This is a genomic window from Mesorhizobium sp. P171375 (genome assembly GCF_057786075.1).
Window position 1 is genome coordinate 1,228,130 of record NZ_JBYNWF010000001.1, and the last position, 15,489, is coordinate 1,243,618.

Genomic DNA, 15,489 nt, shown 5'->3' on the forward strand with positions numbered 1-15,489 from the left:
CCCCAGCCAGGCAGACACGCCTGGCAATCAGCAGCGTCGGCCAAAGGCTGGCGCGATATCGAAAGGGAAAGATCATGAACCTGTTTGTTATCCGCCGCCCGAGCGCGTGGGCATCCCTGCAGGAACTCGAAGCCGCCGGCGCGAAATCGGCAAAGGTCGCCAAGGAACAGATGGCGGGCACGGTCAGCTGGATCCGCAGCTATGTAGTGCACGAGCCCGACGGGCGCATCGGCACCTTCTGCATCTACGAGGCCAAGGACGGCGAGGCCATCCGGGATCACGCCAAGCGCGTCGGCATGCCCGGTGAGGAATTCTATCCCGTCGCCGACACGGTCATCCTTCGCAACGATCCGATGACGGCGGCGGCCTGACGACCTCCAGTCGCTGCCTCGCGTGAACAAAGCGAGGCAGCGTCATTCAACCAGCAGACATTAACAGCACGGCGCTTGGGGCGGCATGCCGCCTTCCATGCGCTGCGATTCCCACGAATGGAGAAAGCAATGTTTCACTACCTGAAGCGCGTTTCGATCGGGCTGAGAGCACGCAGGGCCGAGAGGGCCTTGCAAGAACTGCCCGACCACATCCTGAAGGACATAGGCATTCGCCGCGGCGCGATCGCCTTTGCCGTTCGGGAACACTTCAAGGACCGTCTCGTCTGAGTGCCCAGCATCCATTGGAACCAGGGACATGGACCTTCTGATAAACATGGCGAACATCCTGTATGTGATCGCCTACTTCACGCTGGACATTTTGCGGCTGAGGATTCTCACCACGGCGGCTGCAATCTGCCTTGCCGTGTATTTCTATAGCCAGCCGGCGCCGCTCATGAACGTCGTCGGCTGGAACGTTTTCTTTGTGCTTCTGAATATGGTCCAGATCGGCCGCATTTTGAAGTCTCGCTATGGTTGAAGCAACGCTTGATGACCTGCTCGGCGCGAGCCTGAAGTGTTCGCTTTTGGCCGAAAGAACAGCTGAATCTAGGACGGCATGAGGCGCGTTGCAGTTCGCGGACTTACCTGAACAGTGGAGTGGCTTTGGTCGGACCTCGATCGCCTCGGCTGACTAGCGCCGGGCGCGGTATTGGCCATGCCTGTGCGTTGGCCCGCAGCATGCCCGCCGCAAACTTTGCGCCGATCATGACGCCACAATCCGGTTGTTGCAGTATTGCAACTGGAACTACTGTTAATCTCGGCCGAAAAATCAGGTTGCATGTTCAAAGGTTGACAGTTCGACAATTGGCCGAGACTGATGTCTCCTGATGCATTTTCGGTGTGGGATGGCGTGTCCATGAAACTGAACCTGATGGCCAGCGTGTCGACGTTAGCTCTGGCGCTCGGCTGGACCTCTGCTGCACATGCTGCCGAGGCCGTAGAAATCCCCGCTGCCCAGGACCTTTGGTATGTCACGCTGTTCGGCGGCGCGAGCTTTCCCAGTGAGGTAAAGACCCACTCGGAGTACTACAACAATGACTTCTCCATGGACTTCAAGACCGGCTTCATCGTCGGCGCGGCCGTCGGCAAACGGTTCAATGACGTATTTCGCGTCGAAGGTGAACTGTCCTATGCTCGCTACAAGGCGAGCACGTATTCCGAGGGTCCTTTTTCGGGGTACCCGGCCTCGGGCAATTTGTCAGCTACATATCTGCTTGCGAACGTCTGGGCCGACGTTGCTCATTTCGGGAAGGCCACGGTCTACGCTGGCGGCGGCCTCGGCGCCGCCTATGTAACCGCCGACACCCATTGGGACGGGCACTCGTATGGCTACGGGTCGGGCGGGTGGGGCTTCGCCGGTCAATTGGGAGCCGGCGTCAACTACACGCTGGCGCAGAATATCGACATCGACTTTGGCTACCGGTTCAAGGCTGTCTCCAGTGTCGACTTCGATTCCAGTCGCGAAGGCGACGCCGTTTTTTCAAACGGCAAGCTGAATTCCCAAAACCTTCAGCTTGGCGTGACGTTCAAATTCTGATTGGTTGCAATTCGATCCGGCTGACTGTTGTCGGCTTGTCCGGCAACCATGAGTTAACGATCCCGTTGTCGCTGCTCCAGCAACCCGTGGCACCATAGCTATGGCCCAGAACTCGCACCCCACCACGGGGAAATCTGCTCTGGAGACCTTACAGCGCGGTATCGACTTTCAACGGCGAAATCTCTTTCGCGAAGCAGAGTTTTGCTACCAGACCGTCCTCCGCCAGCAACCCAACAATGCCATGGCGCTTAACCTGATGGGCACGCTGGCAATCGAAGCGCATCGAAACGATGTGGCCATTAGCTACATGAAACGAGCAGTCAAACTCGATCCCAACAACGCTATTTTCCGAAATAATCTTGGTAATGTCTATAATCTTGTCGGCAATGTCGATCTGGCGCGCAAGCATCTGAGAAAAGCGATCGATCTCGACGGCAGGCTGATCGAGGCTATGTGCAACCTTGGCCGGTCCTATAGGACCGAACTTGCGGGCGAAATTGCCGAGGGTTTCTATCGCAGGGCGCTCGAGGTCGACGGCCAGTCGCTCACTGCCCTTGTCGGCATGGGCGACCTTCTCACGGATATGGGCAGACAAGCCGAAGCAGTTGGATATTTTGAGCGTGCCATTGCCCTCGACCAGCGGAATGTCGAGGCACTGGCCGGGCTGGCGCTCGCACGACGGGCGATGAAGGGCGATCCCGCCCTGGCGTTGGTGCAGGCCCGCCTCGAGCTGCCGACGACCACCGATCGTGATCGGGTGATCCTCCACCATGCCGCCGGAAAAATGCTTAACGACCAACACGAGTATCTGCCTGCGATCCGCCATTTCACCAAGGCAAAGGCCATTTCCGGCAACGACTTCGATATTGACCTGCACACGAGGCTTTACGACAGCTTCATCCACACTTTCGACGCTGGTTTTTTTGAAGCTCGTCAAGGATTTGGCAATCCGTCCGACCGACCTGTCTTCATCGTTGGCATGCCACGTTCGGGAACGACGCTGACCGAGCAGATATGCGCCAGCCATCGGGGTATCTATGGCGCCGGCGAACTGCCGATTATCCGTCTGTTGGCTGCAGAACTTGGGTTCGATCAGCTTGATCCTACGATCTTCACCAAGGCCATGGGGGCACTCACTCCGCAGAAATCCAAAGACCTCGGTTCGAAATATCTCGGCTATCTCAAGAAGCGCAACGACAAAGCGATACGCGTCATCGACAAGATGCCGCATAATTTCGAACTATTGACTTTCATCAGCCTTGTTTTGCCAAACGCGCGTGTCGTCCATTGCATGCGCGACCCGATGGACAATTGCACATCCTGCTTCATGCACAATTTTTCGGATGCGCATGGCTACAATGCCGACCTCGCCAAACTTGGCCAGTATTATCGGCAATATGATCGCCTGATGAATCATTGGGCAAAGGTCCTGCCAATTGCTATCCATGACATGCAATACGAACGAACCGTGGCTGATCTCGAAACCCAGGCTCGCGGATTGATCGCTTTCCTCGGCGTGGAGTGGGACGCCGCCTGTCTGCAATTTCACGAAACTGAACGCACAGTCCGAACGCCGAGCCGCTGGCAGGTGCGCCAGCCGATCTATTCAACCTCTGTCGAGCGTTGGAAGCTATATGGCGATGCCCTTGACCCGTTGCGGGCCGCGCTGGGGCCGCTCGCCCAAGTCTGAGATCGCGTTGAACACGTCCGAGGCAGTGGCTGCTCACGCCATGGCGCTCGAGGCTAAATTGGCCATGCCTTCGCCAAAGGAAACGAGCGGTTAGCGCATCGGGGCCGTAAAAGCCCCGATATTCACGCTCTTACATGCCTTCAGTTGCCGTCCGACGACATAGCACCGAGCAATCTGCGAATATCGCCGAACCGGGCGATCGAGCCGAACACCAGTGCCGCCACCGCGACGAAGAACACCGACACCGCGGCCATGGTCGGCGTGTAGCCGTAGCGCAGCGCGTTGAAGATCTTGATCGGCAGCGTCTCGGTGGTGAAGCCGATCGTCATATAGGCGACGATGTATTCGTTGAGCGACAGCACGAAGGCGAAGGCGTAGCCCGAGACGAGGTAGGGCAGGATCAGCGGCAGAACCACGGTTTTCAACACCGTCCGGTCGTCGGCGCCCATGGTCGCTGCGGCCTCGACCAGCGAGCGGTCGATCGAGGCAAAGCCCAGGGACAGCGTCACCAGCGGCAGCGTCACGAAGAAGATGGCGTGGCTGATGATGGCGGTGAAGAACTGGCCGAACAACCCGACCGTCGCCCAGAAGGAGAGGAAGCCGAGCGCGGTGATGACCGGCGGCAGGATGAAGGGGGCGAGCCCCAGCACCTGAAAGATGTTCGCCCATGGCGCGATGCGCCGCCACAGGAACCAGGCCAGTGGCAGCGCGACCGCAACGGCAATCGCCGCCGAACAGACGGCCAGCGTCACCGAATGGATCAGCGCCAGCCGCCATTCCGGGTCGGTGAAGATCTGGGCGTACCAGCCGAGCGAGAAGCCGACCGGCGGGAAGCTGAGCTCCTGCCGCGAATTCACCGATACGCCGGCGACGACGATCAGTGGCGCCGCCAGGAACAGGGCGACGATGGTGAAATAGACACGGCGCAGCAAGGTCGCGGTCATAGGGCGTTCTCCCGGCGTCCGACGAGCAAGGTCAGTCCAACCAGCGCCAGCGAGATCAGCACCAGGAACACCGCCATTGCCGCGCCAAACGGCATGTTGGACTGGTAGATCGCCTGGTCGGTGATCAGCACCGACAGCGTCCAGTGTTGCGGCCGCCCGAGGATTTGCGGCAAAAGATACGAGCCGAGCGCAAACACGAACACCATGATCAGCGTGGCTACGATGGTGTTGCGCAGCGCCGGCGCGACGACGTTGAAGAAGGCTTTGATCGGCGAGGCGCCGAGCGTGCGCGCGGCCTCCAACAGTGTCGGGTCGAGGCGGACCAAAGCAGGATAAAGCACCAGGATCGTGTAGGGCAGCGCCTGGTAGACCATGCCGGTCAGCACCGCGCCGAAGGTCGGCAGCAGCGCCACCGGCTTGTCCATCAGCCCGATCGCCACGAACAGGTTGGTAATGCCTGCGGTGCGCGAAAACAGCGTCGACCAGGCAAAGCCGATAATGACTTCCGACAGCGACAGCACGGACAAGAGGCCGACCAGCCACAGCGTCTGCACGCGGCGCGGCCGCCGAGTCAGCAGGTAGGTGAAGGGGAAAGCGATGCAGACGCAGCAGACCGCGACCAGCACCGCCAGCATCAGCGAGAAGCCGAGCACGCCGCCGAAGAACACCGACAGGAAGCGGGCGTAATTGTCGAAGACGAAATCCGGCGTGTAGAACCCGGCCGGATTTCGCTTGAAGAAGCTCACCGCGATCATCGTCGAGAACGGCACGACGAAGAAGACGATCAGCATCAGCGCCGGAAAGAACAGCGGTGTGTAGTCGGCTACCGACCTCGGAGCTTCCCGTCTCATGCGCCGAGCACCACGCAGCTTGCCGGCGGCAGGGTGACGCCGACCTTGGCGCCGACCGGCACGTCATGGCGCTCGCGCGGCGTCGTGACCGCAATGATGCTGGTGCCGCCAACGTCGACGAAGGTCTCGATGGTGCCGCCGAGGTCGCGCACGAAACTCACTTCGCCGGTGATGGCCGAGCCGCCGGGGCTGCCCAGATGCACATCCTCGGGACGGACCGAGACGGACGCTTTTGTCTGACCCGCCGGCATGGCCAGGCCCGGAATGGCGGTGCCCAAAATGGTGGTGCGCCCAGTGCTGTCGACTTCGGCCGGCAGCAGATTGGTGATGCCGATGAAGTCGGCGACGAAGGCATCGGCGGGTTTGCGGTAGATCTCGATCGGCGGCGCCGCCTGCAGGATCTTGCCATGGCCCATGACGACGACGAGGTCGGCCATGGTCATGGCTTCGCGCTGGTCGTGGGTGACGACGATGGTAGTGATGCCGAGCCGCTGCTGCAGCTGGCGCAATTCCACCTGCATGGCCTCGCGCAATTTGGCGTCGAGCGCCGACAGCGGCTCGTCAAGCAGGAACAGTTTTGGCGACAAAGCGAGTGCCCGGGCAATCGCCACGCGCTGACGCTGGCCGCCCGACAGCTTGGCCACCGGACGGTCGGCAAAGCCGGTCAGGTGGATCAAGCTCAGCAATTCGTCGACGCGCTTCTTCTGCTCCTCCTTCGAGGCGCCGCGAATGCGCAACGCATAGGCGATGTTGTCGCCGACGGAGAGATGCGGAAACAGCGCCAGCGACTGGAACACCATGCCGAGATTGCGCTTGTGCGTCGGCAGCGGCGTGATGTCCTCGCCGTCGAGGACGATGGCGCCGCTGGTCGGTTCCTCCAGCCCGGCAATCATGCGCAGCAGCGTGGTCTTGCCGCAGCCCGACGGGCCGAGCAGGCACACGAACGTGCCGTGCGGCACGTTGAGCTGGACATTGTCGACGGCGGCGAAATTGCCGAATTTTTTGGTGATGCTGTTGATGTCTAGTCCGGACATGCTCATCCCTCTCAGGCTGTGCGCTGGAGCAATTCCGGGAAAAGTGTGTAACGGTTTTCCGTCCGGAATTGCTTAAAAACAAGAAGTAGGTCGCCGTTTCCATGAAACGGTGAACTGCTCCAACTGGCCGCCGGAAGAAATCCGGCGGCCGTCAGTTTTCAAAGAGGATCGGGCTGATCAGCCGACGATCAGCTCGGTCCACTTCTGGTTGATCCAGTCGGCCTTCGACGTGTAGAGGTCGTAGCGCGGGATGATCGGATCGATATCCGACGATACCGCGGCGAACTCTTCCGGCTTGAGGTCAAGCACCTCTTTCTTCAAGGTTGGCGTGGTGCCGACCTTGCGCGACATGACGCCCTGCATCGACGGCTGGCTCATATAGTCGATGAAGACATGTGCCTCGTCGACCTTGGTCGAGGCGCGCGACAGCACCCAATTGCCGGAATCCTGGATGCCGCCTTCCTTCGGGAAGGTCGAGCGGACATGGAAGCCGTCGGCGACCGCGAGCCCGGTGACGTCGTGATAATACTGGCCCATCGGGATTTCGCCCGACTTCAGCGCCTGCTCGAACTGCGCCTCGTCGCGATACCAGAGGCGGACGTTCGGCTTGACCTCGGCGAGCTTCTCGAACGCCTTGTTCAGCCCCTCCTCGGTGTCGAGCGCATTGGTGCCGCCCATGAAGGTCTTGGCCGTCACTTCGAGCAGGAACGAGTTGGAGGCGAGCGCCAGCAGGCCGAGCTTGTCTTCGTTGGCCTTGTCCCAAAGGGCTGCCCACGATGTCGGCGCGTCCTTGTAGACATCGGTGTTGCTGACCAGCGTGATCCACCAGGCGACGGCGCCGATGCCGGCGACGCGGCCATCCGGGTATTTGTTGATGAAGCGCGGCAACAGGTCGCCATAGTGCTTGAACTTCGACGTATCGAGCGGTGTCCACAATTCGGTCGACTGGCCCTTCAGCGTCGAGGTCTGCGACATCATCGAAAGGTCGGCCGGCGCCTGGCCGGCCTTGGCCGCCTGTTCCAGCTGCACCAGCCAGGCCTCGCCGGTCGGCTCGGCGACCGATTCCACGGCAATGCCGGTGGCCTTGGTGAAGTCGGGGAAGATGTGCTCGTCGAAGGATTTCTTGAAATAGCCGCCATAGACCCCGACCTTCAGCGACTTGTCCTGCGCCCGCAGGATCGAAGGCATGGCGAGCACGCCAGCGGTGGCCAGGCCCGCGCCAAGCACGCCGCGCCGTGTCAGGGATTTTCCGATCAGTCTGTTCATCCGATTTCTCCTCAGTTGATGCCGGTCTGTCCCGGCAGGTTCCCTTCACGCACTGTCGCCGCCGGGCGTCAGTGGGCCGCCGCTCGTTGTTCGAGCGTACGGGCGTATTGCGTCAGTGGAAAGCACATGACGAAGAAGATCAGCGCCACCAGCCCATAGACCTTGAACGGTTCGAAGGTGGCGTTGTTGATGGCGTTGGAGGTCCTGACGAGCTCCTCGAAGCCGATGATCGAGGTGAGCGCCGTCGATTTGATCAATTGCACCAGGAAGCCGACGATCGGCGCCCTCGTGATCGAGAAGGCCTGCGGCAGGATGATCAGCCTCAGCTCCTGCAGCCGGTGCAGGCCAAGGCTGGCGCCGGCATCCCACTGTCCGCGCGGCAGGGCATCGACGCCGCTGCGCCAGATCTCGGCCAGATAGGCGCTGGCGAAGAAGGTCAGGCCGAGCACCGCGGCCGTCCACGGCTCGATGCGCAGGCCGAGCATCGGCAGGCCGAAGAACATCAGGAACAGCTGCATCAAAAGCGGCGTGCCCTGGAACAAGGCGATGTAGCCAGAAGCGATGCGCCGGCTCCATTTGTTCTCTGCGATGCGGAAGAACAGGATGATCAGGCCGACCAAAGCCCCGCCGACGAAGGCCGCCAGCGACAACAGCACCGTCCAGCGCGCGGCGAGCAAAAGGTTGCGAACGATATCCCAGAAGGTGAATTCGATCATGACACGCCGGCTCCCAATACGCGGCGCCCGCCTGTGACCAGCAGCCGGCGCAAGGCCATCGACATCAAGAGATAGACCAACGTCACGACGAAATAGGTCTCGAAGGAACGGAAGGTGCGCGCTTGCAGCATGTCGGCCTCATAGGTCAGTTCACGCACCGCGATCTGCGACACCACGGCCGATTCCAGCATCATGATGACGACCTGGCTGGTCAGGGCCGGGTAGATCACCTTCAGCGCCTGCGGCAGCACGATCTTGATGAACACCTGGTGTGGCCTCAAGCCCAGCGAAAGGGCGGCTTCCGTCTGTCCGCCGGGCACGGCATCGAGGCCGGCGCCGACGATTTCAATCGTGTAGGCCGCCATGTTGAGCGTCATCGCCAGCATGGCGGCCAGGATCGGATCGAGCCTTATGCCGAGGCTGGGCAGGCCGAAGAAGATGAAGAACAGCTGCACCAGGAACGGCGTGTTGCGCATCACCTCGACATAGACCGCGATCGCCCGCTTCAGGAATGCCGCGCCGTTGCGCCGGCCGGCGGCGCCCAGGATGCTGAGCAGTGTGCCCACGAGCGTGGTCACGACGATCAGCAGGATCGTCGTGAGAGCACCGCGCGTGATGTCGCCCAGAGCACCGGGGAGCCAGGCAAAGGCCACGGGAACTCAATCCTTGAGGTTGTCAGGATTGAGCGGCGTCTTCAGCCAGGCCTTCGAGCTCTCGTCGAGCTTGCCGTCGGCCAGCATCTTGGCGACGGCGTCATTGACCGCCGTCTTCAGCCGGTCCTCTTTTTTGTTGAGGCCGATATGCGAAGGCGAGGTCAAAAGCTGGAACTTCTGCTCCGGCTTCAGCGCATCCTGCTTGGCCAGCACCTGGGCGCCGACATCGTTGCCGACCACCATCAGCTGGGTCTGGCCGGAGATGAAGGCCTGGATGACGGAGTTGTAATTGTCGAAGCGCTTGATGTCGGCGGAAGCCGGTGCAGCTTCGGTCAGCGACGTATCTTCCAGCGTGCCGCGATTGACGGCGATCGACTTGTCGGCGAGGTCTTCCTTGCCTTTGACCGAGAGCGCTGCGGGGCCGATGACGGCGATGTAGTAGGGCGCGTAGGCGGCGGCGAAATCGATCACCTCCTCGCGCTCCTTGGAATAGCCGACGCTCATCAGGATATCGACGCGCTTGTCGGTGAGATAGGGGATGCGGTTCTGGCCGGTGACGCTGACGAGGTTGAGCTTCACCTTCAAGGAGTCGGCAATGGCCTGGGCCACGTCGACGTCATAGCCCTTGATGCTCATATCGGCGCTGGCCGAGGAGAAGGGCGGGAAGTCGGAGAAGATGCCGACATTGATGGCGCCGGCCTTGGTGATGTCGTCGACGGCGTCGGCATGGGCCTGGGAGGCGAAGCCGAGGCCGGCGAGCATCAGCGCGGCGGCGACGGTTGATTTCATGTGAAACGTCATTGTGGTTCCCTTCTGGAAGCTTGTTTGTTTGAAACGGCCGCCGGCTCCAGCGCGGCGGCCGCCTTTGCATGTGAAGTCCGTCAGGCCCCCTTGCTCTTAATGGCCGGGCTGAACACCATCAGGCTCAGGATCTCGAACAGGACCTGCGCGCCGACATGGGCGGTGTTGGTCGTGGCGTCATATTGCGGCGCCACCTCGACGACGTCGCCGCCGACAATGTTGAGGCCTTTCAGGCCGCGCAGCAGTTCGAGCACCTCGCGCGTCGTCAGGCCGCCGATTTCAGGTGTGCCGGTGCCCGGCGCGAAGGCCGGATCGACGCTGTCGACGTCAAAGGAGATGTAGGTCGGGCCGTCGCCGACAATCTTGCGCGCCTTCTCGATGATGGCGGGGATGCCGAGTCCGGTCACCTCTTCGGCGTGCACGACCGTCATGCCGGATTCGTAGGTGAACTCCCACAGATATTCGGCCGAGCCTCTAATGCCGATCTGGATGGTACGGGTCGGGTCGAGTACGCCGTCCAGCACCGCGTTGCGGAAGGGTCCGCCATGGTGGAACTTGGTCATGTCGAACAGCCCGCTGGTGTCGCAATGGGCGTCGATATGGATCATGCCGACCGGCGCCTTTTTGCCGACCGCCTTCAAGATCGGATGGCTGATCGAATGGTCGCCCCCAACGGAAAGAGGCAGCACGCCGGCATCGACGATCTGATTGGTGCGGCGCTCGATATCCTCATGGCTGATCTCCAGCCGGTAGCGGCTGCGGAATGGGGTATCGCCGATGTCGGCGACGCGCAGCTCATGCGTCGGCGCGCATTCCAGCACATGGTTGTAGGGGCCGATGCGCTCGATGGCGCGCAGAGCCCTGGGCCCAAAGCGCGATCCGGGACGGTTGGTGACGCCGAGATCCATCGGCACGCCGATGATAGCCACTTGCAAATCGCCGAAATCCGGGTTGTCGGCCGATATTTCGCGGTAGGGTGCGGCGAGGAAGGTCGGGATGCCGGAATACGGCGCCAGCCTGGTGCCGCTCTTGGAGAAGATCTTGTCGGCGACCTTGCGGAATTTCGGGTCGAACATCTCGCCGCCATGGCTCTCGCCATATTTGCGGCGCAACGCGTCGAGCTTGCCGCGATCGTAACCCATGTCGGTCTCCTCCTGCCGGGCTGGTGCATGCGGCCGGGGCGGCATCTTGCGAACTGACCGTCATCCGGCCGGGTCGCTGTCCCGCTGGCTGCCTGCAGATTTCACGTCATTGATGCTGTTCTGGGACAAAGTGTCCGGCAGCCGCATTGAAAAATCAATTGATATTGTTAGGGTGCTGGTTGTGAGAAAATCTCACAGAGTATCCGGTTGCCCATGGCCAAGCGTCTGCCGCCCCTAAATCCCCTGCGCGCCTTCGAAGCGACGGCGCGCCACGCCTCGCTGACCAAGGCGGCGAGTGAGCTGAACGTCACCCATGGCGCCATAAGCCATCAGATCAAGGCGCTTGAGCAGTCGCTGGGCGTAAAACTGTTCGAACGCACCGGGCAGCGGGTAAAGCTCACACCGCATGGCGCCGAACTGCTGCCGGCGGTGTCGACCGCGTTCGACGGCATCGCCGCCGCCACCCAGCGCATGACCAGGCCGGCCAGCGCCGGCACGCTGTCGGTGTCCTGTGTTCCGGCGCTGCTGCTTCTGTGGATGACGCCGCGGCTCGGCAGCTTCATGGCGCAATATCCCGATATCAGGCTGACGCTGATCCCTTCCAACGACCCCAAGGACATCCGCGCGCCGCAGGTCGATGTCTGTGTGCTCTATGGCGACGGCAGCTGGACCGATTGCTGGATGCGCAAATGGTCGGGCCTCGAACTGTTCCCGGTGGTCAGCCCGACGCTGATCAACAACCGGCCGATCCGCACCTGCCGGGATCTCGCCGACCATGTCATCCTGCATGGCGATGACGGCCGCGAGTGGCACACCTGGCTGGCGGCCGCCGACGGGCTGGATCTTGAACGCGGCCGTCGCCACCATCTCGGCGATGCGCGCACGGCGATCGAAGCCGCGGTGCATGGCCATGGCGTGGCGCTCGGCGATTCCGTCACCGCCAGCATGCTGCTCGCCAGGGGCCTGCTGGTGGCGCCGTTCAGCCTGTCGGTGCCGGCGGTCGACGATTTCTATGTCGTCTGCCGCAACGAGATGCGCTCGGCGCCGATCGTGCAATTGTTCGTCGACTGGCTGTTTGCCGAGAAGGAGCAGGCCGACAGCCGCGCCGACGCGCCGGTGGCCGGCCGCATGGGCATCCGCAGGAAGCGTCCGGCGCTGCGGGTGGTCGGCGCCAAGAGCTGAGGCTGGACCGGAGCGGCTCCTTTTTGTCGGGCCAGTTGGGAAAGCGGGCAGCGCTTTCAAAAATTCAATGCTAATAAGCTCTTGCCAAGCAATTCCAGGAAAAAGTGTGCGGCGGTTTTCCGTCCGGAATTGCGTAAGACAGACGCGAGCAGCGAAGGCGACGGCAGGACATGGCAAAGACCGATATTGCGCGGCGCGTCTACAACCACACTTGGAAGCTGGACCCGATCGTCCGTAGCCTGCTCGACACTGATTTCTACAAGCTTCTGATGCTGCAGATGATCTGGGGCATGTACCCCAAGGTCGACGCCACCTTCTCGCTGATCAACCGCACCACATCGGTGCGCCTCGCCGACGAGATCGACGAAGGCGAACTGCGCGACCAGCTCGACCATGCCCGCACGCTGCGCTTCTCCAAGAAGGAGATGATCTGGCTCGGCGGTAACAATTTCTATGGCCGCAAGCAGATCTTCGAGCCTGAATTCCTCGCCTGGCTGGAAGGTTTCCGACTGCCGGACTACGAGCTCTCCAAGCGCGACGGCCAGTACGAGCTCTCCTTCAGCGGCCCGTGGATGTACACCACGCTGTGGGAAATCCCGGCGCTGGCCATCATCAATGAACTCCGCTCCCGTGCGGCCATGCGCGCCTTCGGCCCGTTCGCGCTCGACGTGCTCTATGCCCGCGCCAAGGCCAAGATGTGGGCCAAGACCGAGCGCCTGAAGGCGCTGCCTGGCATCCGCATCTCCGACTTCGGCACCCGCCGCCGCCACTCGTTCCTGTGGCAGCGCTGGTGCGTCGAGGCGCTCAAGGAAGGCATTGGCGAAGCCTTCACCGGTACCTCCAACGTACTGCTGGCCATGGACAACGACCTCGAAGCGCTCGGCACCAACGCGCATGAACTGCCGATGGTGTTTGCCGCGCTTGCCGATACGGAAAAGGAACTGAAGCAGTCGCCCTACAAGGTGCTGCAGGACTGGCAGCGCTATTATGGCGGCAACCTGCTGATCGTATTGCCCGATGCCTTCGGTACAGCATCCTTCCTGCGCGACGCGCCCGACTGGGTCGCCGACTGGACCGGCTTTCGCCCTGACAGCGCACCGCCGATCGAAGGCGGTGAAAAAATCATCGACTGGTGGCGCGGGAAGGGCAAGGACCCCAGGCAGAAGCTGCTCATCTTCTCCGACGGGCTTGAGGTCGAGACCATTGAGGAGACCTACAAGCACTTCCAGGGCAAGGTGCGCATGTCCTTCGGCTGGGGCACCAACCTCACCAACGACTTCGAAGGCTGCGCGCCGACCGAGACCAACAGCCTCGATGCCATATCGCTGGTTTGTAAGGTGACGGAGGCCAATGGCCGCCCGGCGGTGAAGCTGTCGGACAATCCGGCCAAGGCGACCGGGGACAAGAAAGAGATCGAGCGCTATCTCCGGATTTTTGGGGCCAAGGACCGCGTGGAGCAGCTGGTCAAGGTTTGAGGCCGTGCATCGCGGGTTAAGATGGAAATCCCGGAGAACTTGAGTTCCCGCCCACCCCCCTCTGTCCTGCCGGACATCTCCCCCGCAAGGGGGGAGATTGGCAGCGTCGGGCACCGCGCCTCTTTCTTCGCCCTTGAAAATTGGCGAAAGCCCAGGCGACATCTAATCTCCCCCCTGGCGGGGGAGATGTCCGGCAGGACAGAGGGGGGTGTGAAGGATCGCGGCTGGCTGACATATGTCGCCTGCTACCTCCTCCTCACCGTTCTCCCCACCCCAGCCTTCGCCCACGCATCCGATCGCGGCCACGTCCTGCTCCTGCCCACCGGCTACTACATCGCCGGCGGTGCACTTGCCGTCGCCGTCAGCTTCCTCGTCCTGGCTTTGCTGCCACCCGACGCACTCGACCGCTTCTGGCGCCGCCGCTTACAACTTTTCACATTCAGCGACGCCCCTCGCACAATCGTCAGCCTCATCTCCTTTGCCGGGTTTGCAATCCTCATCACAGCAGGCCTGTTCGGCAGCCGCGACCCACTCTCCAACCCGCTTCCCTTAACCATCTGGACCCTAGTCTGGGTCGGCCTCGCCATCGCGCAAGGCCTGTTCGGCGATCTCTGGTCATGGTTGAACCCATGGTATGGCCCATGGCGGATCGTCACCCGTCTGCTCGGCCGACGCGGCGACCAGGCGCACCATCCGCGCCTTCCCGCATGGCTCGGCTGCTGGCCGGGCGTCATCCTGTTCTTCGCCTTTGCCTGGTTCGAGCTGATCGACCCGGCGCCCGACGACCCGGCGCGGCTGGCCTATGCCGCCGGCTTCTATTGGCTTTTCACCTTCGTCGCGATGCTCGCCTTCGGCTATCCCGGCTGGAGTCAACGTGGCGAATTCCTGACCGTCTTCTTCGCCATGGTGGCACGCTTTGCTCCGATCGAACGCGACGAGGCGGGCCGGCTCAATCTTTGCTGGCCAGGCGCAAAACTACTCGGCGCCGCGCCTCTGTCGGCCAGCGGCATCGCTTTCCTGCTGCTCAGCCTCTCGTCTGTCTCCTTCGACGGCCTGTCGAAAACCTTCTTCTGGCTCGGTCTGTTCGACATCAATCCGCTGGAATATCCCGGCCGCACCGCGCTGATCGGCATCGGCAGTTTCGGCCTGGTGCTGACTTTCTTGCTGCTGGCGGCGGCATTCATGCTGGCCGTCATCCTCGGCCAGCATCTGTCGGGCAGCCGGCATTCCCTCGGCGAAGCTGCGGGCCTGCTGGTCTGGTCGATCGTGCCGATCGCGCTTGCCTATCATGTCGCGCATTATCTGACGGCGCTGCTGGTCGACGGTCAGTATGCGCTGGCCTCTCTGTCCGACCCGTTCGCGCTGGGCTGGAACCTGTTCGGCGCCGCCGACATGCAGATCGAGGCCGGCATCGTCGCCGGCGCCGACTCCGTCTGGTGGCTGTGGAATGTGCAGGCCGGCATCATCATTGCCGGCCACATGCTGGCCGTGCTTGTCGCCCATGGTCTGGCCTGGCGGCTGCACCCGGTTCCATCACGCGCCGCCCTCAGCCAATTGCCGCTCACCGTGCTGATGATCGCCTACACGATCTTCGGCCTCTGGTTGCTTGCTACGCCGACAGCGGGATGAGAGAAGACGGTGGACATGCCAGCGCATGACCCCGAAAATCGGCTTCGATTCTCGGAAAGGATCATGCGCAAAACAAGAAATGCTCCAGCGTCCTTTGCGCGTCCTGATGGACGCGCGGCGCTGGATGCGGAAAGCCCG

16 protein-coding genes are annotated in these 15,489 nt (G+C 62.0%); 8 read left to right on the forward strand and 8 right to left on the reverse strand.

The genetic code is table 11. From position 1 onward, the window contains the following. The first annotated feature begins 74 nt into the window (after positions 1 to 74). The 5 genes from ACYHH6_RS06125 to ACYHH6_RS06145 all read left to right on the forward strand — a co-directional run bounded on the left by ACYHH6_RS06125 (position 75) and on the right by ACYHH6_RS06145 (position 3,658). Positions 75 to 371, forward strand: a complete 297-nt coding sequence (locus ACYHH6_RS06125; RefSeq protein WP_112560016.1) for a nickel-binding protein — start codon at positions 75 to 77, stop codon at positions 369 to 371. Positions 372 to 500: 129 nt separating this feature from the next. Next, positions 501 to 659 (forward strand): DUF1127 domain-containing protein, encoded by a 159-nt coding sequence (locus ACYHH6_RS06130; protein ID WP_112560041.1) that lies wholly within the window; start codon positions 501 to 503, stop codon positions 657 to 659. A 46-nt stretch (positions 660 to 705) separates the two neighbouring features. Next, positions 706 to 909 (forward strand): hypothetical protein, encoded by a 204-nt coding sequence (locus ACYHH6_RS06135; protein WP_488500408.1) that lies wholly within the window; start codon positions 706 to 708, stop codon positions 907 to 909. 378 nt (positions 910 to 1,287) lie between these two features. After that, the gene (locus tag ACYHH6_RS06140) at positions 1,288 to 1,968 is read left to right on the forward strand and encodes an outer membrane protein (protein WP_352582617.1); all 681 of its coding nucleotides are present in this window, start codon (positions 1,288 to 1,290) and stop codon (positions 1,966 to 1,968) included. A 100-nt stretch (positions 1,969 to 2,068) separates the two neighbouring features. After that, positions 2,069 to 3,658: a tetratricopeptide repeat-containing sulfotransferase family protein gene (locus tag ACYHH6_RS06145; RefSeq protein WP_352582615.1), complete on the forward strand. Its 1,590-nt coding sequence runs from the start codon at positions 2,069 to 2,071 to the stop codon at positions 3,656 to 3,658. Between the two features lie 140 nt (positions 3,659 to 3,798). Here the strand turns inward: ACYHH6_RS06145 and ACYHH6_RS06150 are convergent, their stop codons facing one another. The 8 genes from ACYHH6_RS06150 to speB form a co-directional block, all read right to left on the reverse strand. After that, entirely contained in the window at positions 3,799 to 4,602 is an 804-nt protein-coding gene (locus tag ACYHH6_RS06150) for an ABC transporter permease (protein ID WP_352582613.1), read from the reverse strand. After that, a complete protein-coding gene (locus tag ACYHH6_RS06155; RefSeq protein WP_352582610.1) occupies positions 4,599 to 5,453 on the reverse strand; it encodes an ABC transporter permease in 855 nt (284 codons plus the stop codon). Before ACYHH6_RS06155 ends, ACYHH6_RS06150 begins: the two co-directional genes overlap by 4 nt. Further along, entirely contained in the window at positions 5,450 to 6,487 is a 1,038-nt protein-coding gene (locus ACYHH6_RS06160; protein WP_352582608.1) for an ABC transporter ATP-binding protein, read from the reverse strand. Before ACYHH6_RS06160 ends, ACYHH6_RS06155 begins: the two co-directional genes overlap by 4 nt. A gap of 177 nt (positions 6,488 to 6,664) precedes the next feature. After that, on the reverse strand, positions 6,665 to 7,753 hold the full coding sequence (locus ACYHH6_RS06165; RefSeq protein WP_435053190.1) for an ABC transporter substrate-binding protein: 1,089 nt from the start codon (positions 7,751 to 7,753) through the stop codon (positions 6,665 to 6,667). Positions 7,754 to 7,821: 68 nt separating this feature from the next. Then, a complete protein-coding gene (locus ACYHH6_RS06170; protein ID WP_352582606.1) occupies positions 7,822 to 8,469 on the reverse strand; it encodes an amino acid ABC transporter permease in 648 nt (215 codons plus the stop codon). After that, positions 8,466 to 9,122, reverse strand: a complete 657-nt coding sequence (locus ACYHH6_RS06175; protein ID WP_352582604.1) for an amino acid ABC transporter permease — start codon at positions 9,120 to 9,122, stop codon at positions 8,466 to 8,468. Before ACYHH6_RS06175 ends, ACYHH6_RS06170 begins: the two co-directional genes overlap by 4 nt. A gap of 6 nt (positions 9,123 to 9,128) precedes the next feature. Further along, on the reverse strand, positions 9,129 to 9,923 hold the full coding sequence (locus ACYHH6_RS06180) for a transporter substrate-binding domain-containing protein (protein ID WP_352582602.1): 795 nt from the start codon (positions 9,921 to 9,923) through the stop codon (positions 9,129 to 9,131). Positions 9,924 to 10,003: 80 nt separating this feature from the next. Continuing rightward, positions 10,004 to 11,065: an agmatinase gene (speB, locus tag ACYHH6_RS06185; protein ID WP_352582600.1), complete on the reverse strand. Its 1,062-nt coding sequence runs from the start codon at positions 11,063 to 11,065 to the stop codon at positions 10,004 to 10,006. A 213-nt stretch (positions 11,066 to 11,278) separates the two neighbouring features. Here speB and gcvA point away from each other — a divergent pair, with 213 nt between their 5' ends. The 3 genes from gcvA (at position 11,279) to ACYHH6_RS06200 (ending at position 15,351) form a co-directional block, all read left to right on the forward strand. Next, on the forward strand, positions 11,279 to 12,247 hold the full coding sequence (gene gcvA, locus ACYHH6_RS06190) for a transcriptional regulator GcvA (RefSeq protein WP_352582598.1): 969 nt from the start codon (positions 11,279 to 11,281) through the stop codon (positions 12,245 to 12,247). A 170-nt stretch (positions 12,248 to 12,417) separates the two neighbouring features. Then, positions 12,418 to 13,722 carry a nicotinate phosphoribosyltransferase gene (gene pncB, locus ACYHH6_RS06195; protein WP_352582596.1) on the forward strand — a complete coding sequence of 435 codons (1,305 nt, stop codon included), beginning with the start codon at positions 12,418 to 12,420 and terminating at the stop codon, positions 13,720 to 13,722. A 186-nt stretch (positions 13,723 to 13,908) separates the two neighbouring features. Beyond that, positions 13,909 to 15,351, forward strand: a complete 1,443-nt coding sequence (locus ACYHH6_RS06200; protein ID WP_352582594.1) for a hypothetical protein — start codon at positions 13,909 to 13,911, stop codon at positions 15,349 to 15,351. Positions 15,352 to 15,489: the final 138 nt, after the last annotated feature.